At 65.8% G+C, this 21,748-nt stretch carries 16 protein-coding genes; 11 read left to right on the top strand and 5 right to left on the bottom strand.

Annotation, left to right across the window (positions count from 1 at the left end):
• Nucleotides 1-12: 12 nt before the first annotated feature.
• The 5 genes from fadD10 (at nt 13) to ACZY08_RS24720 (ending at nt 7,944) form a co-directional block, all read left to right on the top strand.
• Nucleotides 13-1,587: a fatty acid--CoA ligase FadD10 gene (gene fadD10, locus ACZY08_RS24740; protein WP_463747260.1), complete on the top strand. Its 1,575-nt coding sequence runs from the start codon at nt 13-15 to the stop codon at nt 1,585-1,587.
• Between the two features lie 4 nt (nt 1,588-1,591).
• Nucleotides 1,592-1,825 carry an acyl carrier protein gene (locus ACZY08_RS24735; RefSeq protein WP_463747496.1) on the top strand — a complete coding sequence of 78 codons (234 nt, stop codon included), beginning with the start codon at nt 1,592-1,594 and terminating at the stop codon, nt 1,823-1,825.
• The gene (locus tag ACZY08_RS24730; RefSeq protein ID WP_463747259.1) at nt 1,812-6,047 is read left to right on the top strand and encodes an AMP-binding protein; all 4,236 of its coding nucleotides are present in this window, start codon (nt 1,812-1,814) and stop codon (nt 6,045-6,047) included. Before ACZY08_RS24735 ends, ACZY08_RS24730 begins: the two co-directional genes overlap by 14 nt.
• Nucleotides 6,038-6,397, top strand: a complete 360-nt coding sequence (locus tag ACZY08_RS24725) for a heavy-metal-associated domain-containing protein (RefSeq protein ID WP_463747258.1) — start codon at nt 6,038-6,040, stop codon at nt 6,395-6,397. Before ACZY08_RS24730 ends, ACZY08_RS24725 begins: the two co-directional genes overlap by 10 nt.
• 80 nt (nt 6,398-6,477) lie before the next feature.
• A complete protein-coding gene (locus tag ACZY08_RS24720; protein WP_463747257.1) occupies nt 6,478-7,944 on the top strand; it encodes a PepSY-associated TM helix domain-containing protein in 1,467 nt (488 codons plus the stop codon).
• Here ACZY08_RS24720 and sigC read toward each other — a convergent pair.
• Complete coding sequence (gene sigC, locus ACZY08_RS24715; RefSeq protein WP_463747256.1) at nt 7,941-8,507, bottom strand: RNA polymerase sigma factor SigC; 567 nt, start codon at nt 8,505-8,507, stop codon at nt 7,941-7,943. The genes ACZY08_RS24720 and sigC overlap by 4 nt on opposite strands.
• A gap of 110 nt (nt 8,508-8,617) precedes the next feature.
• Here sigC and ACZY08_RS24710 point away from each other — a divergent pair, with 110 nt between their 5' ends.
• Entirely contained in the window at nt 8,618-10,906 is a 2,289-nt protein-coding gene (locus tag ACZY08_RS24710) for a heavy metal translocating P-type ATPase (RefSeq protein ID WP_463747255.1), read from the top strand.
• Here ACZY08_RS24710 and ACZY08_RS24705 read toward each other — a convergent pair.
• Both ACZY08_RS24705 and ACZY08_RS24700 read right to left on the bottom strand, forming a co-directional pair.
• A complete protein-coding gene (locus ACZY08_RS24705) occupies nt 10,876-11,355 on the bottom strand; it encodes a hypothetical protein (RefSeq protein WP_463747254.1) in 480 nt (159 codons plus the stop codon). The two genes, ACZY08_RS24710 and ACZY08_RS24705, sit on opposite strands and share 31 nt — an antisense overlap.
• Before the next feature lie 288 nt (nt 11,356-11,643).
• On the bottom strand, nt 11,644-13,599 hold the full coding sequence (locus tag ACZY08_RS24700; protein WP_463747253.1) for a cytochrome c oxidase assembly protein: 1,956 nt from the start codon (nt 13,597-13,599) through the stop codon (nt 11,644-11,646).
• 160 nt (nt 13,600-13,759) lie between these two features.
• Between ACZY08_RS24700 and ACZY08_RS24695 the strand changes: the two genes are divergently transcribed.
• The gene (locus ACZY08_RS24695; protein WP_463747252.1) at nt 13,760-14,398 is read left to right on the top strand and encodes a DUF5134 domain-containing protein; all 639 of its coding nucleotides are present in this window, start codon (nt 13,760-13,762) and stop codon (nt 14,396-14,398) included.
• 5 nt (nt 14,399-14,403) lie between these two features.
• On the opposite strand, the gene ACZY08_RS24690 is transcribed toward ACZY08_RS24695, so the two are convergent.
• Both ACZY08_RS24690 and ACZY08_RS24685 read right to left on the bottom strand, forming a co-directional pair.
• The gene (locus ACZY08_RS24690) at nt 14,404-15,111 is read right to left on the bottom strand and encodes a DUF2275 domain-containing protein (protein ID WP_463747251.1); all 708 of its coding nucleotides are present in this window, start codon (nt 15,109-15,111) and stop codon (nt 14,404-14,406) included.
• 75 nt (nt 15,112-15,186) lie between these two features.
• On the bottom strand, nt 15,187-16,593 hold the full coding sequence (locus tag ACZY08_RS24685) for a short-chain fatty acyl-CoA regulator family protein (protein ID WP_463747250.1): 1,407 nt from the start codon (nt 16,591-16,593) through the stop codon (nt 15,187-15,189).
• Nucleotides 16,594-16,713: 120 nt separating this feature from the next.
• Between ACZY08_RS24685 and prpD the strand changes: the two genes are divergently transcribed.
• The 4 genes from prpD to ACZY08_RS24665 all read left to right on the top strand — a co-directional run.
• Nucleotides 16,714-18,219, top strand: coding sequence for a 2-methylcitrate dehydratase PrpD (gene prpD / locus ACZY08_RS24680; RefSeq protein ID WP_463747249.1), 1,506 nt, complete (start codon nt 16,714-16,716; stop codon nt 18,217-18,219).
• A 28-nt stretch (nt 18,220-18,247) separates the two neighbouring features.
• A complete protein-coding gene (gene prpB, locus ACZY08_RS24675) occupies nt 18,248-19,165 on the top strand; it encodes a methylisocitrate lyase (RefSeq protein ID WP_463747248.1) in 918 nt (305 codons plus the stop codon).
• Nucleotides 19,162-20,298 carry a bifunctional 2-methylcitrate synthase/citrate synthase gene (locus ACZY08_RS24670; protein WP_463747247.1) on the top strand — a complete coding sequence of 379 codons (1,137 nt, stop codon included), beginning with the start codon at nt 19,162-19,164 and terminating at the stop codon, nt 20,296-20,298. Before prpB ends, ACZY08_RS24670 begins: the two co-directional genes overlap by 4 nt.
• A partial coding sequence (locus ACZY08_RS24665; RefSeq protein ID WP_463747246.1) for an ATP-binding protein occupies nt 20,295-21,748 on the top strand: 1,454 nt, incomplete at its 3' end. The genes ACZY08_RS24670 and ACZY08_RS24665, both read left to right, overlap by 4 nt.

The following is a 21,748-nucleotide window of genomic DNA, read 5'->3' as shown; positions in this document are numbered from 1 at the left end:
TACAAGAGCGGTATGGCTATGACACCCCCACCATCCACGGTGCTGGAACGTATCGTCGAGCGGGCACGGCAACATCCCGAGACGATCGCCCTACGCCGCTGCGACGGAACCAGTTCCATTCGCTACCGAGACCTCATGGTCGAAGTGGACAGGCTCGCAGCCGATCTCGTCTCCCGATCGGTCGCTCCGGGAAGTCGTGTATTCGTCATCTCGGACAACGGGCCCGAGACGTACCTGGCGGTGCTGGCCTGTGCGGCAGTGGGCGCCGTCGCGGTCATGGTGGACGGCACCCTGCCCGCCGCAACCATTGACCGGTTCGGTGAGATCACGACGCCCAGTGCGATGCTGATCGCGGCGCGCTGCCGGCTGCGCACCGCCGACCTCGGGACTCTCCGGTCGATCCCTGCCATCAACGTCGCCATCACGGCCGGAGCAGCTGTCCGCGCCGACCGTCCGGTCTCAGGACCATTACCCAGCACTCCTGTTGGAGGAGCAGAACACCCGCTGGCAATGATCTTCACCAGTGGTACGACCGGTATGCCGAAAGCCGTCCTGCTCCCGAATCGGACCTTCTACTCCGTTGCCGACATTCTGCGGCGCGAGCAGCTGAACTGGATCGACTGGATCGTCGGCGAGACCACGTACTCGCCGCTGCCCGCGACGCACATCGGTGGGCTGTGGTGGATCCTCAATTGTCTGATGCAGGGCGGGTCGTGCATCACCGGTGGCGAGAACACGTCGTCCATCGCCGAGATCCTCACCGTGAATGAGGTAGCGACAACATGTCTGGTTCCCACGCTACTGACCCGGCTGGTGTCCGAACTGCGGTCCACCGGAACTCCGGTCCCGCCGTCGCTACGCATGGTGGGTTATGGCGGATCTCGCGCGGTCGCCTCCGACGTCAGCTTTGTCGAAGGGGCGGGGGTTCATACCGCGCAGGTCTACGGCCTCAGCGAAACAGGGTGCACCGCACTGTGCCTCCCCACCGATGACGGGTCGATCGCCAGAATTGCGGCGGGTGCGGTGGGACGGCCGTATCCCGGCGTGGAAGTTCACCTGGATGATGACGGCAGCGGCCCGCCGCCTCGGTCCGGCCGTGGTTCGGCTTCCTCGGGCACGCTGTGGATCAAGTCCCCGGCGAACATGTTGGGGTATTGGGGCAATCCCGACCGTACCGCGGAAGCTCTGGTTGACGGGTGGGTGAACACCGGGGATCTTCTCGACCGCCACGACGACGGCTTCTTCTATATCCGGGGAAGATCGTCAGAGATGATCATCTCGGGTGGGGTGAACATCGTGCCCGATGAGGTTGATCGGATCGCGGAGAGTGTCGCCGGCGTCGACGAGGCAGCCTGCTACGAAATCCCCGACGACGAGTTCGGTGCGCTGGTAGGTCTGGCGGTGGTCACGTCGACGATGCGGGATGAGTCAGCGGCAAGGAAGCTCAAACACGCTATTGCGGCACGGTTCCGGCAGGAGTCGGAACCGATCGCCAGGCCCTCGACGATCAGGTTCGTGCAGGAGATTCCGCGAACCAGGTCGGGCAAGGTCATGCGGGCATCACTGGGCGTGACGACCGGTGGATGAGTGTCTGAGGGGCAGACTGCTCGCGGCCCTCTCGGAGGTGCTCTACGTCGATGAATCGGATTTCGTCGACGGCGATGCGACAGACCTGCGAGATCTCGGGCTGGACTCGGTCCGGTTCGTTCTGTTGATGAAGCGGCTCGGCATCGATCGGGAGTCAGACCTACCGCGGCGACTGGCGGAGAACCTGTCGATCACCGGCTGGGTCCAGGAGTTGGAGAAGCTGGGTGAACCTGTCTGAAGGTCCTCAGGCACTGCGTATTCCGCTGAGCCGGTCACAACAGAACATCTACAACGGAGTGTTGCGGGACGATGATCCCCACCTGTACCTGATCGGTAGGCGCTACCGGTTGCGGCCGATGGTGCAAGCCGAATTCCTGGCCGCTCTGCGGAAGACCGTCCTCGCCAACCCCGTTCAGCTGTGTGTTCTGGTGCCGCCCCCCGATGACGGCGGATATCCCGTCCTCGTGCCCCAGTTGGATGTGGATGACATCGTGTACGTGTCGGACGATGACCACAGCACAGCGCTGACCCAGGAGTGGCGATCGGGCATCGTCGCAAAGCCGTTGGCGCGCTACACCGTGCATCTCGACGGCAACGGCCTGGTGTGTGGCCTCGATGCCCAAGCGCATCACCTCCTGCTCGATGGGGGAGCGATCGGCATCATCGAGGCCCACCTCGGGCGCGCGCTCGCGCACGGCGGCCCGGCTGATACCGCCGGTGTCCGTGATGGCCTGACCGGTGTCGCCACCGCGCATCGTCGGGAGTCGAGCCGTATCGACGAATCACTTGAGCGGCTCACCATCGCTGTGCAACAGGAGCTCACCGCGGCCGCAGCGGAGGGTGGCCACGGACATGCGGATGGCGAGGCCCCGGTGTTCGCGACCAGGGGGACCCTCATCGAAACCTCGGTGATCCTCGGCGAAGATTACGACCGGATCCTTGAACTGTCCGACCGCGAGAACATTCCGCTGAACGTGCTCGTCGCGGCGGCGGCAACGGCAGTGGACGCGAGTATTCGTCGCACCACCGAGTGCCTTCTGGTGCACGCGGTGGACAACCGGTTCGGCGACCCCGATCTCGATGTCGCGACGTGCCTGGTCAACTCGGTGGCGCAGCCGGTCCGGTTCCTGCCGTATGCATCGGTGGCGGACGTGGTGCGCGCGGTGGACCGGGGCTACGTCAAGGCCGGTCGGCGCCGCTGGCTGCGCGAAGAGCACTACCGTCGAATGTATCTGGCGATCAATCGGACAACCTCCGTAGGGACGTTGGCGCTCAATTTTCTCCGTGAGCCCTGTGCTTCTGAGCTGGCGCCGTTCTTGTGTGACGCACCCGTGACGTCGGATATCGGCCCGATCGAGGGCGTCACCGTTGCTGCGGTGCTCGATGAGCAACGACGCACGCTCACCCTCAACATCTGGACTCGGCCCGATCTGCCGCGCCTGAATGCTCCGAACGTGGCGTTGCGGGTCGCGGCTGCGCTGAAATCGATGACAGCGATGTGGGATTCCCCGATCGCGATGACGGTCGGGGCATGGCGGCCGATCGCGAGTGACGGGACGCCGCGTCCGATATCGGAAGCGCCAAAGCCGGAGCATCCGGTGCCTCTCGCGTGGTTCCTCGGCCGCGCCGGGGCCGTCGGCGAGTGTCGTCGACAGCGTCTCCATGTCGACTCCTGGATCACCTGGCTGCTCGAAAACGATGTGACACCAGGAGATGTGGTGGTTCTCACCGATGATGGCACCGACAAGACGATCGATCTCTTGATCGCGTGCCACTTGGCGGGCTGCGGCTACAGCGTCTGCGACAGCAAGGATCAGCTGGGAGTGCGGGCTCGTCGGATCGACGAGTACGGCAACGGCATCTCAACGCACATCGTCGATGTCTACTCGGCTCCCGTCCGGCAACTTCTCGACGACGGTCATCGGCGGCGGGTCGAGGCGCGTATCGACGAGGCGACAACTGACCCGCACCTCGCGGCCAGGACTGCATACTTCATGCCCACGTCCGGATCGACCGGGGAACCCAAACTCGTGCAGGTCAGCCATGGTTCGCTGGCGGTGTTCTGCGCTGGAGTGACCCGCTCGTACGGCTGGGGGCCGGATGACACCATCCTTGAATGCGCGCCGCTGACATCCGATATCAGCGTCGAAGAAATCTTCGGTGCAGCTTTCAGCGGCGCGGCAATCGTGCGTTCCGCTGCTCTGAAAGCCGGTGATCTGCAGGCACTCTGCACCGATCTGGTGGCGGCCGGGGCCACCATCGTCGATCTGCCCACCGCGGTGTGGCAGCTATGGTGCGACGACGTCGACGCGATGTCGGTTGTTCGCGAATCTGGTCTGCGACAGATCGTGATCGGCGGTGAGCCCGTCCGTGCGACTGCCGTCGACAAGTGGATCAAGACCGCCGGCGCCGAGAACATCTCACTGGTGTCGAGCTATGGTCCGACAGAAACCACGGTCGTGGTGACCTACCTGCCGATCGTTGAGGGCGGTGAGGTGCTCGCGCACGGTGCGCGACTTCGACTGGGACGACCGCTCGTTCCGAATACGGTGGTGATCGCCTTCGGCGAAGTCGTGGTGATGGGGCAGATGGTGGCCGACGGCTATCTCGGCGTGGACAGTGCCGGTTTCGGATTGGTCACCACGCCCGGCGGGCGGCAGCAGCGTGTCTTTGCGACCGCCGACCGGGTAACGATCGACGGCGACGGATACCCGATCTTCGCGGGCCGTAAGGATGCGCTCGTCAAGATCTCCGGCAAGCGGGTGGACACCGCCGAGATCACCCGACGGATCGTGGCCGACCCGACGGTGGTGGACATCGCCGTTGAGCTTCACAACGGCGGTCTGGGCATCTGGTTCGAGACTCGGCGGACCCGCGATGGTGGCGAAGACCCCGCGGCGGCAGCACGGATCAGGCGCATCCTGGTCGATGCGCGGGTCCCGTCGTTCGCAGTTACCAGCGTCGCCGCCGTTCCGCGAAAGCCCGGTGGGAAGATCGACACCGCAAGGCTGCCGGCATCTGCCGCATCCGGACAAGGAACCCACGCCGACGAACCCGGAGAGTCGGCGGCCGGTCTCGCCACTCTGTGGAGCGTCCGCCTCGACCGGCCCATCACGCCGCACGGTTCGCTCCTGCAGGGAGGCGTCGGGTCGCTGGATCTCGCCCGGATCCTGCCCGATACGCGCAGATATCTCGGCCGGCAGGTGTCGATTTTGGACCTGATCAGCGCCGACACCGCGGCAAACCTGGTGCACGACATGTCGACCACAGACAGCTGGATGGACGCCGACACCGCGGCAGAGATCGAATGTGACGTCACCACACTGTCGATGCGGCGTGCCCGTGCGGTGTCGAACCCACCGCAATCCTCAGCTCATGGAGCTGAGCCAATCCTGGTGGTGGGTGCGTCGGGAGTGCTGGGCACCGGATTCGCCGAGGCGATTCTGGAGCTGACGCGTTCGGGGGTACCGCGTCCTGACGTGGTGCTGGCGATGAGGTCGGCCCCACCTGATACCCGGATCTGGACGGAGCTGCGCGGCATGCCGGGTATCCGGATCGAGCCCCTCGTCCCCGGTTTCGGTCCGGTCGAGTTGGAGGCGCTCATCCGCGAGACCGGCACCCGGACCGTTGTCAACTGCATCGGGAACACCAACGTGGTGGTTCCGTACCGTGAACTTCGTTCGGCCAATGTGGAATTGGTGGCGGCCATGGCGCGGGCGTGCGTTGCTTCGGGTGCCCGGCTGGCCCACCTGTCGACGTACGTCGTCAATGCGGACGTCGACGCGCCTCACGTGGTCGACCCGCGTCAGGCTCCGTACCCGTACGCAGCGTCCAAGGCACTCGCGGAATTGGCGGTGGCCGGGGCGGGCCGAGAACTCGACTTCACGATCGTGCGCTTGCCCCGGGTACTGGGGACCCCCGAACAGGTACGCGGGTCCGCCGACATCCTGGTGTCCGTAGTCGATGCCTGCCATGCGCTGAAGGCCTACCCGGCGGTGGAGTTGACCGAGGATGTGACGACCGGCCGCGCGGCGGCGGAGAGCATCCTTCGCAGGTTGTCGCAGTTCGGTGGACCCGACGAGCTGGGATCGGGGATCGATGTGATGCGCGGGCAGACCGTGGCGTACCGGGAATTACTCGGCGCGGTTGCTTCCGAAGATATCGACAGTCACGAGTGGAAGCGCCGGCTGGATGAAAGTGACTGGGCGAGGGCCAATCCGCGGCGTTGGTCGGTGATCGACGCATGGATCGGCCTGGGCCGCAAGCTCGATGGACGTTCCTACGCGGAATACCTGGCCGAGTATCCGACACTTCCATTGGACATCGACACCGTCGGCCAAATCGTGGCGAGATCGCCGTCGTTGCAGAATCTGCTCGCCCAGGGATGTTCTCGGGAACTGAACACCCGTGCCCAACGACTTATCAACCAGACGCCGTTAGACAGTGAGGGATGGCAGTGACAGACGTAGCCGCACACCGTACCGAGGCAACAGGTACCCGATGGATCCGACTCGATGTGACCGGAATGTCCTGCGGAGCGTGCTCGCGCCGGGTCGAGAACGCGCTTAACAAGATCGACGGAGTGCGCGCCTCGGTGGCCATCTCCACCAAGATCGCGACCATCGATGCCCGTCACGACGTCAGCATCGCTGACCTGTGTGCCGCGGTCGAACAGGCCGGTTACCACGCCGAAGAGCGCACCGCCGTCGACGACGACGCGGCATCCCCGTCTGAAGCGCCGCCCCAGGAACCCTCCTCGCTGGTGTCGAGGGCCATCCGCTGGGTGACCGTGGGACACATGGGGGGCTGAATTACTGAATGTCCATCGGGAACTGTGGACGCGGTCCGAACGACCACTCTTATCGAGGACCGTTCGACCGCTGAGGAGCCATGGGCGAGAACCCGTCGACAACCACAGATGAAACCCCGACGCCAACGGGGCCAGCGGCGTCGAATCCGCCACCGGTGGGGACCGCGCCCTACCGTGCGTTCTTGCTGCGCCTGCACTTCTACGCGGGGATCTTCGTCGGGCCCTTCCTGCTGATTGCCGCGATCAGCGGTGGGCTGTACGCAATCGCACCCACCATCGAGCAGTTCGCCTATCGCGATCAGCTTCAATCGGCCAGCATCGGTGACATGCTGCCGGTCGCCGATCAGGTTCGGGCCGCGCAGGCCGAACGGCCCGACCTTCCGGTTACCGCGGTACGTCCAGCGACCGGGCCCGGCGAGACCACCCGGGTGATGTTCGATGATCCGTCATTGGCTGAGTCCGAGCGTCATGCCGTCTTCATCGACCCGGTGACAGCGGCCTCGCGCGGGGAACTGACGGTCTACGGAAGCAGCGGTGCGCTGCCGCTGCGGACCTGGATCGATCAGTTGCACCGAAGCCTGCACCTGGGCGAACCGGGTCGGTTGTACAGCGAACTCGCGGCGTCGTGGCTGTGGTTGATCGCGCTCGCCGGGGTGTTCCTGTGGTGGGGCCGATACCGGCGAAGGCCGCGGCAGGATGACTCGAAGCCCAGACTGCTGACGCTCGACCGCTCTGCCCGGGGCCGGGTGCGGATACTGAACTGGCATGGGGCGGTGGGGATCTGGATCGCCGTCGGGCTGCTGTTCCTGTCGGCGACGGGCCTGACGTGGTCCCGGTTCGCCGGTGACAACGTCACCGCTGTGCGCGCCGCACTGTCATGGACGACACCGTCCGTGTCGACAGCCATTCACGGCCCGCCTGCAGAAATGTCCGGTCATGAAGGGCATCAGAGTGCCCCCGCTGCGGCTGCGGCTCCCCAGGACACCGCACCCATGGTGGGTGACCTCGACCGGGTGCTGGAGGCTGCCCGCGATGCCGGTGTCGGCGGCAAGGTCGAGGTCGGCATTCCCGCCCGCGCCGATACCGCATTCACCGTGGCGCAGACGCGACAGCCGTGGGTGATGTCCAACAACGCGGTGGCTGTCGACGGCGCAACCGGGCGAATCACCGACACTTCGTGGTTCGCCGACTGGCCGTTGGCGGCAAAGCTTTCCGCGTGGGGCATCCAGCTGCACATGGGACTTTTGTTCGGGGTGGCCAACCAGCTCCTGCTGCTGGGCCTTGCGGTCGCGTTGGTCACCGTGATTGTTCGCGGCTACCTGCTGTGGTGGCATCGCCGCCCCATTGCCGGGGGCCGCCCGGTGGGTAGTGCGGCACGTCGTGGTGTCCTGACCGGACTGCCGCCCGGCGCGGCAGTGGCCGTGGTTCTCGTGGCGGCCGCCGTCGGCTGGTTCATCCCGTTGCTGGGGGCAAGCCTGGTCGCGTTCGTGGTCGTCGACGCCATGATCGGGTGGCGGCAACATCGCAGACAGGAGCAGCGGCCCTAGCCGGTCAGATCGTCCCGTTCGGATGCTGCAATCAGATCTTCGCGGGCTCGTGCCACGCGTGAACGAATGGTGCCGACAGGGCAGCCACAGACCTCGGCCGCTTCGGCATAGGACAGGCCGAGGACCTGGGTCAGCAACAGCGCGTGTCGACGGTCGGGGTCCAGTCCGTCCAAAAGGAGACGAATCTCCACCATCTTCTCGAAGCCACCGACCGGGCGGTAGCTGTCGAGGACCTGCTCGACGTCGACTCCGTGCTGGGTGCGCGGCCGGCTCTGCTTGTGGCGAATCTGGTCGACCACGACGCGCCGAGCTATCGACAGCAGCCAGGTACGGGCCGATGACCGGCCACTGAACCGGGGCAGCGCCGTGATGGCGCGCATGAATGTCTCTTGCGTCAGGTCGTCGGCCGACCCGGAATCGCCCAGGTAGGCGACGGTTCGCCAGACATCGGTCTGAGTGGCCCGGATGAATTGCTCGAGCGCCGCCGAATCACCGCGGCCGGCGGCGAAGGCCAACCGCGTAACGTGATCCTCGCTGCGTTCGGTAGTCACAGCCATCGACATTATTCGATGACGCCCGGGAACTCGGCATCGGCCCGGACCGACTAGATATCTGGTGACGTATGTCGCTGACGTAGGCCACCGACGTGGTGAGTGAGCAATTGGGAGTAGTGGTGACAACAGCAACTGTCCCCGACAAAGAGGCGACTCAGCGCATTGCGCTCGACGTCACCGGAATGTCGTGCGGGGCCTGCGCTGCCCGCGTGGAGAACAAACTCAACAAGGTCGACGGGGTGCGGGCGTCAGTGAACTTCGCCACACGCGTCGCCAGCGTCGAAGCCACCGCGGACGTCGGAGTCGAGCAGCTGTGTGCCGTCATCGAGCGGGCCGGCTATCAAGCGGCCCCCCGGACCGAGCGCTCCACGACCGACGTCGACCCCGATGCCGACCATGCCCGCAGCCTGCTCCGCCGGCTGGCGATCGCCGCCGTGCTGTTCATCCCCCTCGCCGATCTGTCGGTGATGTTTGCGGTGGTGCCCGACACCAGATTCGCCGGGTGGCAGTGGGTGCTCACCGCGTTGGCGGCGCCGATCGTGACGTGGGCGGCATGGCCGTTCCACCGCAGCGCGCTTCGCAACGCCCGGCACGGAACCTCCACCATGGAGACGTTGATCTCCATCGGCGTCACGGCCGCCACCGTGTGGTCCATGTACACGATCTTCTTCGACCACCAGACCTATCACGCTGCGGGCATCTGGCAGGCACTGCTCGGAAGCGACGCGATTTACCTCGAAGTCGCCGCGGGTGTCACGGTTTTCGTGCTTGCCGGCCGCTACTTCGAGGCCCGGGCTCGCTCGCGCGCCGGGGGAGCGCTGCGGGCGCTCGCAGCGCTCGGCGCCAAGTCGGTGACCGTGCTGCTTGCGGATGGCAGTGAACTCGTGCTGCCCGCCGACGAGCTCAAGGAGGGCCAGCGTTTCGTCGTTCGCCCCGGTGAGGCCATCGCCGCCGACGGTCTTGTGGTGAGCGGGGCGGCCGCGGTCGATGTCAGCGCGATGACCGGAGAGTCGAAACCGCTACAGACACGCGAAGGTTCGAGCGTCGTGGGCGGCACCGTGGTGCTCGATGGCCGCCTGATCGTCGAGGCTGCCGCGGTGGGACCCGACACCCGGTTCGCCGGGATGGTCCGCCTGGTCGAGCAGGCGCAGGCGCAGAAGGCTGACGCGCAGCGACTGGCCGACCGCATCGCCGCGGTGTTCGTGCCGTGTGTGCTGGTGATCGCGGCAGTCACCGCGATCGGTTGGCTGTTGGTCGATGGCGATGTCAACCGAGCGGTATCGGCCGCCTTGGCCGTCCTGGTGATCGCGTGCCCGTGCGCACTGGGACTGGCGACCCCGACCGCGATGATGGTGGCCTCCGGCCGAGGCGCTCAGCTCGGGATCTTCCTCAAGGGACACCGCGCCCTGGAGGCGATTCGCGCAGTCGACACCGTCGTATTCGACAAGACGGGCACCCTGACCACCGGACAGCCGCAGGTCATCACCGTCGTCGCGGCCGACGGCTGGAGCCAGGACGAGGTTCTCGGGCATGCGGCGGCGGTCGAGTCGGCATCCGAACACCCCGTGGCCCATGCGATCGTCACCGCCATCGGGGAACGTGAGGTCGCCGCGGTGCAGGACTTCCGAGCGTTCGCCGGCCACGGCGTGGCGGGTTCCGTGGACGGTGTGGCGGTCGTCGTCGGCCGCCCGGCCTGGGTGTCCCGGGATCGGGTGATTCCCGCCGATCTTGCCGCGGCCCGCAAAGTGGGCGAGTCACAAGGTCAGACAGTCGTATTCGTCGCCGCCGGCGACACGGTCTGCGGTGCCATCTGCGTCGCCGACGCCGTCAAGGAGTCGGCGGCCGGTGCCATCGCGCAACTTCATGCCGAGGGCATGAAGACCATGCTGTTGACGGGTGACAACGCCGCGACCGCCGCCGCGATCGGCGCAGCGGTCGGCATCGACGATGTGGTCGCCGAGGTACTGCCGGAGGACAAGGTCGGCGCGATCGAGAAGCTGCGCGATCAGGGCCGGGTGGTGGCCATGGTCGGCGACGGGATCAACGACGGCCCCGCGTTGGCTTGTGCTGACCTGGGCCTGGCCATCGGCCGGGGGACCGATGTGGCCATCGGCGCGGCCGACATCATCCTGGTCCGTGACAATCTCGATTCGGTTCCGCAGGCGTTGGGCCTGGCCCGGGCGACAATGCGCACCATCCGGGTCAACATGATCTGGGCCTTCGGATACAACATCGCGGCTATTCCGATCGCCGCGGCGGGCCTGCTGAATCCGTTGATCGCCGGCGCGGCGATGGCGGTGTCATCTTTCCTGGTCGTGTCGAACAGCCTGCGGTTACGCAATTACGGGACGGTCCAACCGAACACGTTCGGTGATGCTCAGTTGCCGGCCGCGCGCATATCCGGCTGAGACGAGGCCAGTGGCGCCAGGCACACGCCCAGCCAGCCGGCAGTCAGTGCCGCAACGGTGAGCGTGCCCAGAGCCGCCGGAATCCAGGAAGCGGTATGTGCGGTGTGATGCCACCAGAACGCTCCGGCGCCGTCCACGGTGGCCAGAGCTGACGCACACATCGCCATACAGCACCATCGAAATCGGCGACGCAGCAGAGCGAATGCCGATACCGATGCCGCGAAAGCAAACAGCGAAACAGCGACCAGAGATATCCAGTGCCCGTTGCGGGTAACGCCGGCAGCGGCTTCGCCGGTCGCCCGCAGCGTCAGGGCCAGCACCGCCAGCACTGCGGCAAGTGCGGCCAGGGCACGGGCGCGCGTGGTGCTGATCCAGACGTCTTCGAACACTCGGCGCTCAATAGCCCGCAGTTCGGTCTCGACAGTGCCGGTGATCTGCCTCGAAGTCACCGAGATACCTCGCTCATCAATGTATTTGACCGCCTGACATCGACCGTTGGGGTGTCCACTGATTGGTCGGGAACACAGCGGGATTAGTTCCGTTGCGGCCTGATCAGCAACCCTTGGGCGTAATCTCACATGCATGACCAGCAATGAAACAGCCGAGTCGACGAAGTGCGACAACCCGAACTGTACGTGCGAGAACTGCAACTGCGGGAGCAACTGCACGTGCGGTTCTGACACCGCCGAATAACCCAGCCATCGCCGCAATCCGGGTCGGATCGGTCCGGACGCGCTTCACCGACGGTTACGGGCGAGCTCGCTGAGCATCGCGTTGTAGGCGTCGAGTTCGTCGTCGTACCCGCGGTCGCTGTGGCGGTCCTCCCGCTCTCCGGCTCGGCGGTCCTGGCGGGCCCATTGGGTCACCAGGGCGATCACCACGATGATCACCGGCAGCTCGCTCGAACCCCACGCGATGGCGCCGCCCAGGTGTTGGTCATCCGAGATGCTCTGCAACCAAGGCAGATTGACGGATCGGTAGAAGCTCTCGCCCAGAGATGATGTCATCGTCATGGTGGCGATGCCGAAGAAGGCGTGGAACGGCATCACGGCGAACAGGAGCCCGAGACGCCCCAGGAAGGGGAGGCGCCGCGGTCCCGGGTCGATGCCGATGATTCCCCAGTAGTACAGGTAGCCGGTCAGCAGGAAATGCACGCTCATGAACTCGTGGCCCCAGTGATACCGGATCAAGGTGTCGAAAAGCGGCGTGAAGTAGACGAGGTACAGAGAGCCGACGAACAGTATGAACGCCGTCACCGGGTGCGACACGAACCGTGTCACCGGTGCATGCACGAGCCACACCAGCCACTCGCGGGGCCCCGGTGCCCCGCCTTTCGGTGCGGCGGGCAGGACCCGTAGAGCGAGGGTGACGGGTGCGCCGAGTACCAGCAGTACCGGTACGAACATGTTCAGGGCCATGTGTTCACCCATGTGCACGCTGAACATCGCCGATCCGTAGGCACGCACACCCGAACTCGTGGTGATCAACAGGGCCGCGCAACCCAGTGACCAGGCGATCGTGCGTCCCACCGGCCAGTGGTCGCCACGTCGCCGCAGCAGTGTCGCGGCGAGGAGATAGCCGAGTGCGAGCACGATGGCTGCCGTTCCGATCAGCGGGTCGAACCGCCACGCCGTCATCAGGCTGACCACATTCGGCGGTGAATCGAGCTGGTAGCCCAAAAAGACGTCCCACGTTGAGAATTCGTGGACCGTGAATCGTGGCGGGACACTGCTCGCGGCGAGCGCCACCGCGGCGGTGACGATGACCATCGCGGCCGCGGACACAGTATTGAGCAGCCGCGACCGGGCACCGCGCGTCACCAGCAGCACCCCGTCGCCAACCCAGACCAGTGCCAGCAGCACCCCCGCGACCACCACGGCCCGCCCGTAGGCCGATCCCAGGATCGGCAACCCGCCCAACATCAGCGTGGCGAGGAGGGCGCCGTAGATGATGGCTACTGACCCACATGCCAGCTGTAGCACCTGGACCCGGCGTCGAAACACGACGTCCGGCAATCCGGCGGACACGATTTTCGTTCCGGCCCAAACCGCGACGGCCACCGAGAAGACGATCACCGCGCTGGTGGCGATGTCATGGTCCGGCCCCTGCCCGGCATTGCCGGTCACAGGCACTGCGACCACTCCGACCAACGCCGGCAGGAGGGCCACGCAATGCCCGACCCAGCGGAGAGTGAAACGGACGCCGACGGCCAGTGCCAGCGCACACAACGTCGCTACGCACCACCCGCGAGCGGCCTCAGAGGCGGCGATGGTGCTGCCGAGGCCGGGACCGGAGACGAGGCGGCCGACGGGAATACCCGCGTCGGCCGACGCCGAGACGACGACCATCGCCGCGGCGCAGCAGGCCCAGACGATGGCGATGCGTTCGACGAGCAGATGCGCTGAAAAGGACGCCGCGTCGATTCGCCCGTCGTCGCGAGGTGTCGCCGTCGTCACAATCCAGACGAGAGCCCCGACGCACACCGCGCCCGCCAGGATGCCGGCCCAGTGTCCGAGCAAGCGAGCTGCGCTGGTGACGGTTCCCGGATCGGCGATCCCCGCCGCGTCCAGCCGCTGTGCACCCAGCTGCGAGGCGCACATGAACAGCACCACAGTGCAACCTGCGACGATGCCGAGCAGTGTCAGGCGTTCCCGCCACACCCCGGCCGCAGCGGACATGCGCACACGCGCCATAGTCGAACCGGCCTTCCGCCGCGGAAACGAACGAAACGTCGCGGCCATGCGATTCTACGACAACGTGTCGTAGTGCTGACGGGTGCGGGAACTTTGGCGCCCGCATCTGCGACCAACAGAGGATGACCGCACCCCGACACTCTTGTAGACAGGACCCGGAATGATCGCCGATCTTGCACTCCGCTGGGTGGTGACGGGTTTGTTCGCCCTGAGTGCGTTCGAGTGCACCTACGCGTTGGCGGGTTCTCGTGGCCGTCCGAGCGCTGCGGTGAGCCGGCTGCTCCACTTGGCGATGGCCATCGCAATGGTGGTGATGGCCTGGCCGCGTGGGGCCGAGCTGCCGACGCAGGGGCCGATGTTCTTCTTCGTCGCCGCGGCGGTCTGGTTCGTGGCCGGATCGGTGAGGTCCGGGACGAAACATGACCACCTGGTCGACGGTTATCACGCCGCGATGATGCTGGCGATGGCCTGGATGTATGCCGTCATGGACGGCAATGTGATTGGGCGCCATACCGAAACGGTCGGCGAGGGCAGCCACGACATGTCTGCGATGCATCCGGCCGGGCACCATGGCGGCACGGCGATGGCCGTGGAACATGTCTCGGTGCAGCCGCCGCTCTGGATCCCTGCGATCAACTGGTTGTTGACAATCGGTTTCGTGATCGCCGCCGCCGTGTGGCTGTACCGCTACTTCGCGGGCCGCCAGCGGTCCGAAACTCCGGCGTCCTCGCATTTCGGAACGTTGTGCCGGGCGATGATGGCCGCAGGGATGGCGATCATGTTCGGCGTGATGTTGTAAGCCGCTCAGGCGGCTGGGTCATCGGCTGCGCGGAGATGACGACGGTTCGGCTCGGCCGGGCCCGATTCGTCATCCGCACCGTGTGCCCTGGGCGACGGGTCGTGCGGACGCGTGGTGCGCGAAGCCCACATCGAGACGACGGCAGCCAACGCCACGGGAACATGACTCAGGACGCGCACCGGTGTCACCTGCCCCGCCAGCGCATCCGACACCACGTAATAGGTCAGGAATCCGCAGTAGATCACGAGCACGCAGGCCAGACCGGGCGCGATGCGCCGGCGGAACGCCATGGCAACCGTCGCGATCCCCAGCGCCGCCGACCACGCCGTGGACTCGTTGAGCAAATGAGCCCCGCTGGCCGAGCCGTGATGTGCGCCGACCATCCCGAAATTGATGCCTGCCGCTTGAACGATCGCCAAACCCACTTGGGCTACCCCGATGACGACGATCGCGATGGTCCGCAGGTGGGGGCTCAGCCGTTGCCACAGCCCGCTCACGGCGCCCGCCCCGCGGTGAGGGTGTCCGCCCACGGCGCCGATCAGCCCGGTGTTGGCCAGATCGCGTAATTGCAGGGCTTGAACTCCGGCCCGCTCGTACCAGGTGGCGCACTCCGGGCAATCGCTGAGATGCTCGTCTACGCGTGCAGAGGGGACCGGCTCACGCTCCCCATCGAGGCGTGCCGAAAGCGCCTCACGTGCCACAACGCAGTCCACCGGACCATTCTCCCGCATTGACCTCGGGGATTGCACACCCGCTCGGCTCCGCGCGCAACGCGGCTGCGTCGACCCCTACGTGGTCGGGGAGTAGGGCAGATTGCTGCTGGTCTGTGGGTCGACATGGACCGGCCGCCCCATATATGGGAATGCCCGCTGTGGGCAGGCCGGTCGGTCGCATATCCGGCAACCCGCTCCGATGGGCACTGTGGCTTCGGGATCGGCCAGATCGATGCCCACCGAATAGACGAGCTTGTCGGCATGGCTCAGATCGCAGCCGAGCCCGATGGCGAAACTCTTGGGGGTACCCAGGTGCCGGCTCGGTGCCGACGCGGAGGTTCTCGCGATCCAGAAATAGCTCCGGCCGTCAGGCATCTGAGCGACCTGGGTCAGGAACTCGCCGGGACGGGAGAACGCCTGATGCACCACCCATAGCGGACAGTTTCCGCCCACCCGGGAAAAGTGAAAGGCCGTGGCGGACTGACGCTTCGAAATGTTTCCTGCGCTGTCGGTACGGACGAAGATGAACGGGACGCCGCGGGCCTCCGGCCGCTGCAGAGTGGACAGCCGATGGCAGATCGTCTCGAATCCCATCTCGAAACGCCGGGCAAGTTGGTCGATGTCGTAGCGCAACTCCTCGGCGGCGGACAGGAACATCCGGTAGGGGAGCAGCAGGGCGCCGGCGAAATAATTGGCCAGCCCGATCCGTGCGACATCCCTTGCTTCCGAGCTCAATTGGTCATCGGTGGACACGATGGAGTTGATCAGTTCAGAGTGCAGCAACAAAGCGATCTGGGTGGCGAGTTGGAATGCGCGCTGGCCGGGCAGCAACCATCGCGCCACGTGGAGCGTGCCGGCTTCGGGCTGGTACCGGCGTTTCACGCTGGAACCCAACACATCTCCGTCGTCTACTACGACGGAGATGCCGAACTCGCCTGCCAGCAAGTCGGCCAGTTGCCGGTCGAGCCCGCCAATCTGGAGGCGGTGACGGGCGAACAGCTCCTCGGCGGCGCGGTCGAGCGCGTCGATGTAGTTTCGTCGGTCGTAGAAGAAGTCGCGCACCTCCTCGAAAGGCATGGGCTGCTGCGCGCCCGCCTGCGCATCCAGGTTGGCCCGACCGTGCACGGCCTCCAGTTCGGCGGTGGCATCGTGCAGACGGCGATGCATGTTCACCATGGTCTGACCGACCTCGGGCATCCGTGCGACAAGCTCCTCGATCTGCGCGGTGGTGGCGCTGTCCGTCAGGATTTCGCGCAAGTCCGATACCAGCCGCGCGTCGGCATCGGGGGCGAAGTAGTGAGTCGGCAGATCGAAGCGGTCGGACAGGGCCAACAACACCGGGACCGTGATCGGGCGCTGATCGTTCTCCAGCTGGTTGACGTAGCTGGTCGACAGTCCCAGGGCGCGCGCGAGCGCGACCTGCGTCAGGCCTCTCTCGTCGCGTAGCCGTCGCAGACGGGCGCCGGCGAATGTCTTGGTCACCGCTGACGAGGCTACCTCGATCGGGTTTCACAACATTCGCAAAAGTGGGGTTCAAAGGACACAAAAATACGCATTTACAGGTGGTTTCCCCGGTGGTCGCATCTGCGTACCGTGCGGATCATGCTTGAACATGACGTCAGAACACGGCGCAGCGCCGAGGACTTCCCGCGTAGCGAACACTTGGCCTGGAAGATCGCCGAGATCGCCGCCGACCCGGTACCGGTACCGCCCGAGACCGAGGCGATGGTGATCAACCGGATCATCGACAACGCCGCCGTGTCGGCCGCGTCGGTGATTCGCCGGCCGGTGACGGTGGCCCGTGCCCAGGCGCTCGCGCACAAGACACCGAGGGGCGCAGGAGTGTTCGGCGTCGACGGCGCGGTCTCACCCGAATGGGCGGCGTGGGCCAACGGCGTCGCCGTCCGCGAACTGGACTTCCACGACACCTTCCTGGCCGCCGAGTACTCCCATCCGGGTGACAACATCCCCGCACTGGTCGCCGTGGCCCAGCAGCTCGGGGTGAACGGTGCCGACCTGATCCGCGGTATCGCCACCGCCTACGAGGTACAGGTCGACCTGGTCAAGGGAATCTGCCTGCACGAGCACAAGATCGACCACGTTGCCCACCTGGGACCGTCGGTGGCCGCCGGTTTGGGCACCATGCTGCGGCTGGACCCCGAAACCATCTACGCCGCAATCGGTCAGGCCCTGCACCTGACCACCGCCACCCGCCAATCGCGGAAGGGGCTGATCTCGAGCTGGAAGGCCTACGCCCCGGCATGGGCAGGCAAGGTGGCCATCGAGGCCGTCGACCGTGCGATGCGCGGTGAGGGATCGCCCGCCCCGATCTGGGAAGGCGAGGACGGGGTGATCGCCTGGCTGCTGTCGGGCCCGGACCACACCTACCAGGTGCCGCTGCCGGCACCGGGCGAGCCCAAGCGCGCCATCCTGGACACCTACACCAAGGAACACTCGGCGGAGTACCAGAGTCAGGCGCCGATCGACCTGGCCCGCCGGATGCGGGGGCGAATCGGTGACCTGGACCAGATCGCCACCATCGTGCTGCACACCAGCCACCACACCCACGTCGTGATCGGTACCGGATCCAATGATCCGCAGAAGTTCGATCCCGATGCTTCCCGCGAAACGCTCGATCACTCGGTGATGTACATCTTCGCCGTCGCGCTGCAGGACGGAACATGGCACCACGAAACGTCTTACGCGCCGGAGCGGGCGCACCGGCCCGACACCGTCGAGCTGTGGCGCAAGATCTCCACTGTCGAAGACCCGGAGTGGACGCGGCGCTACCACTCGAACGACCCGGCCCAAAAAGCATTCGGCGCCAAGGCCGTCATCACCCTCAAGAGCGGTGAGACCATCGTCGACGAGCTCGCGGTCGCCGACGCTCATCCGCTCGGAGCGCGTCCCTTCGAGCGTGCGCAATATGTCGCCAAGTTCGCCGAGCTGGCCGAAGGTGTCGTGGAAGCCGAAGAACAGCAACGGTTCCTGTCTGCCGTGGAGAACGTCTCGGCGACCAAGTCGGGTGGGCTCGGTGCGCTCAATGTCCGGGTCGATCCGCGGGTGTTGGACAAGGCGCCGACGGTCCCCTCGGGGATTTTCCGATGAGCGCTTGCGCGAAGAGAGGACAGCACCGATGAGCGGGTTGCTCGGCTCGGCCACACCGGCCTCGGAGAAGCGCCAAAAGTTCCGCCGCGGGTTGGAGTCTGGTCGTCTCCTGCGCTTTCCCGGCGCGTTCTCACCACTGGTCGCCAAGCTCGTCGCCGAGATCGGCTTCGACGGCGTCTATGTATCCGGTGCGGTGCTGTCCGCCGACCTGGGCCTGCCGGACATCGGCTTGACCACGCTGACCGAAGTGGCGAGTCGAGGCGCCCAGATCGCCTCGGCCACCGAACTTCCGACCTTCATCGACGCCGACACCGGGTTCGGGGAGCCGATGAGTGCGGCCCGCACCGTGACGCTACTCGAGGATGCCGGCGTGGCCGGTCTTCACCTCGAAGACCAGGTGAACCCCAAGCGGTGCGGCCATCTCGACGGTAAGGCCGTGGTCGAGACCTCGGAGATGGTCAAGCGTCTGCGGGCGGCCGTCGCGGCGCGCAGAGATCCGAACTTCATCATCTGTGCCCGTACCGACGCCGCGGGTATCGAAGGAATCTCCGCGGCCATCGACCGGGCCAAGGCCTACGCCGACGCCGGTGCGGACCTGATCTTCACCGAGGCACTGCACACCCCGGCAGATTTCGAGCAGTTCCGTGAGGCGGTCGATGTGCCCCTGTTGGCGAACATGACCGAGTTCGGCAAATCCGAGCTACTCACTGCGGGGCAGTTGTCCGAGATCGGCTACAACATCGTGATCTACCCGGTCACCACCCTGCGGTTGGCCATGCACGCGGTCGAGGTCGGGCTCCGCGAGATTTCCTCGGCAGGAACACAATCCGGCCTTGTGGATCAGATGCAACATCGCAGCCGGCTCTACGAGTTGCTGCGTTACACCGACTACAACCAGTTCGACTCCGATATCTACAACTTCTCGCTGCAAGGGGCGACGCAGTGACTATTACCGCGAACGGCGCCGCCGACACGCCGAAGATCCACAAGGGCCTGGCGGGGGTGGTGGTCGACACCACCGCCATCTCCAAGGTGGTGCCCGAGACGAACACGCTGACCTACCGCGGGTACCCGGTGCAGGCCCTTGCCGCCCACTGCAGCTTCGAGCAGGTGGCCTACCTGCTGTGGCACGGCGAACTGCCTAGCGATCAGGAACTGGCATTGTTCACCCAGCGGGAGCGCGCCTCGCGCCGCATCGACCGCTCGATGCAGTCACTGTTGGCCAAGCTGCCGGACAACTGCCATCCGATGGATGTGGTACGTACCGCGATCAGCTACCTGGGTGCCGAGGACCCGGAAGAGGACGACAGCAGCCCCTCGGCCAACTTCGCCAAGTCGCTGCGGATGTTCGCGGTTCTGCCCACCATCGTCGCGGCCGATATGCGCAGGCGTCGCGGGCTGGAACCGATTGCCCCGCACAGCCACATGGGCTACTCGGAGAACTTCCTCAACATGTGCTTCGGCGACGTGCCGGACCCGGCGATCGTCAACGCTTTCGAGCAGTCGATGGTTCTCTACGCCGAGCACAGCTTCAACGCGTCCACGTTCGCGGCACGGGTCGTCACCTCGACCCAATCGGACATCTACAGCGCGGTGACGGCTGCCATCGGCGCCTTGAAGGGGTCGCTGCACGGTGGTGCCAACGAGGCGGTGATGCACGACATGCTCGAGATCGGCTCGGCCGACCGCGCTGCGGAGTGGCTGCACGGCAAGCTGTCCCGCAAAGACAAGGTGATGGGATTCGGGCATCGGGTGTACAAGAACGGTGACTCCCGGGTCCCCACCATGAAGGCCGCGCTGCAGCACATTGCGGCGGTGCGCGATGGCCAGCGGTGGCTGGACATCTACAGCGTGCTGGAGAGCGCGATGTTCGCGGCCACCAAGATCAAGCCGAACCTGGACTTCCCAACCGGGCCGGCCTATTACCTGATGGGCTTCGACATCCCAAGCTTCACGCCGCTTTTCGTGATGAGTCGGATCACCGGCTGGACTGCCCACATCATGGAGCAGGCCGCGTCGAACGCCTTGATCCGGCCGCTCAGTGACTACAGCGGACAGCCGCAGCGCGCGCTCTCGTGATCTCCAAGGTTCTGGTCGCCAATCGTGGCGAGATCGCGATCCGTGCGTTTCGCGCTGCCTACGAGATGGGCATCGCGACGGTGGCGGTGTATCCGTATGAGGATCGCAATTCATTGCATCGGCTGAAGGCCGACGAGTCGTATCAGATCGGCGAGATCGGCCATCCGGTACGGGCGTACCTGTCGGTGGACGAGATCGTCCGCGTGGCAAAGTATTCGGGCGCGGACGCGGTGTATCCGGGCTACGGGTTCTTGTCGGAGAACCCGGAACTGGCGGCCGCCTGCGCGGAGGCCGGGATAACTTTTGTCGGTCCGCCGTCACGGGTTCTGGAGTTGACGGGCAACAAGGCGCGCGCGATTGCGGCAGCTCGGGCCGCGGGTCTACCGGTCTTGGCGTCGTCGGAGCCGTCTGCTTCGGTGGACGAACTGGTTGCAGCGGCGAGCGGCATGGAATTTCCGTTGTTCGTCAAGGCGGTTGCCGGTGGCGGTGGGCGTGGCATGCGGCGGGTCGCCGAGCCGCAGGTGCTGCCCGAGGCCATCGAAGCCGCGTCACGGGAAGCCGAGTCAGCGTTCGGGGATCCGACGGTATTCCTCGAGCAGGCTGTGCTCGATCCGCGCCATATCGAGGTGCAGATCCTGGCCGATACGCAGGGCAATGTGATGCACCTGTTCGAGCGGGATTGCAGTGTGCAGCGGCGGCATCAGAAGGTGATCGAGCTGGCGCCGGCGCCGAACCTGGATCCTGCTCTACGGGAACGGATCTGCACCGATGCGGTGGCGTTCGCCCGTGAGATCGGCTACTCGTGCGCCGGCACCGTGGAGTTCCTGCTCGACGCGCGCGGGCGCCACGTGTTCATCGAGATGAACCCGCGCATCCAGGTGGAGCACACGGTGACCGAAGAGATCACCGATGTCGACCTGGTGGCGAGTCAGCTGCGAATCGCCGGTGGCGAAACGCTTTCGGAATTGGGTTTGGCTCAGGACGAGTTGACGGTGCGCGGGTTTGCTATGCAATGCCGGATCACCACCGAGGACCCGGCAAACGGCTTTCGGCCGGACACCGGGCGGATCGCCGGCTATCGCTCGCCCGGGGGAGCTGGTGTACGTCTGGACGGCGGCACCAATGTCGGTGCTGAGATCTCGGCGCATTTCGACTCCATGTTGGTGAAGCTCACCTGCCGGGGCCGGGACTTCGGTGTGGCCGTGCGGCGCGCACGTCGCGCCTTGGCAGAGTTCCGCATTCGCGGCGTATCGACGAACATTCCGTTCCTGCAGGCCGTGTTGGAGGACGTCGATTTCGCCGCTGGTCGGGTCACCACCTCGTTCATCGACGACCGTCCGCAGCTTCTGACCGCGCACACGCCGGCGGATCGGGGTACCAAGATCTTGAATTATCTGGCCGATGTCACGGTGAACAAGCCCAATGGCGAGCGGCCGTCGACGGTGTACCC

It is taken from the genome of Mycobacterium sp. IDUB_9 (assembly GCF_055419505.1).
The sequence above is the reverse complement of the archived record's forward strand: the minus strand, read 5'-3'. Positions and strand labels throughout refer to the sequence as shown.

Bases quoted from the DNA above. Each gene is read 5' to 3' on its own strand.
- ACZY08_RS24695 (WP_463747252.1), top strand. From the start codon at position 13,760: ATGATCGCCGATCTTGCACTCCGCTGGGTGGTGACGGGTTTGTTCGCC.
- prpD (WP_463747249.1), top strand. From the start codon at position 16,714: ATGCTTGAACATGACGTCAGAACACGGCGCAGCGCCGAGGACTTCCCG.
- ACZY08_RS24700 (WP_463747253.1), bottom strand. From the start codon at position 13,599: ATGGCGCGTGTGCGCATGTCCGCTGCGGCCGGGGTGTGGCGGGAACGC.
- ACZY08_RS24720 (WP_463747257.1), top strand. From the start codon at position 6,478: ATGGGCGAGAACCCGTCGACAACCACAGATGAAACCCCGACGCCAACG.
- prpB (WP_463747248.1), top strand. From the start codon at position 18,248: ATGAGCGGGTTGCTCGGCTCGGCCACACCGGCCTCGGAGAAGCGCCAA.
- fadD10 (WP_463747260.1), top strand. From the start codon at position 13: ATGGCTATGACACCCCCACCATCCACGGTGCTGGAACGTATCGTCGAG.
- sigC (WP_463747256.1), bottom strand. From the start codon at position 8,507: ATGTCGATGGCTGTGACTACCGAACGCAGCGAGGATCACGTTACGCGG.
- ACZY08_RS24725 (WP_463747258.1), top strand. From the start codon at position 6,038: ATGGCAGTGACAGACGTAGCCGCACACCGTACCGAGGCAACAGGTACC.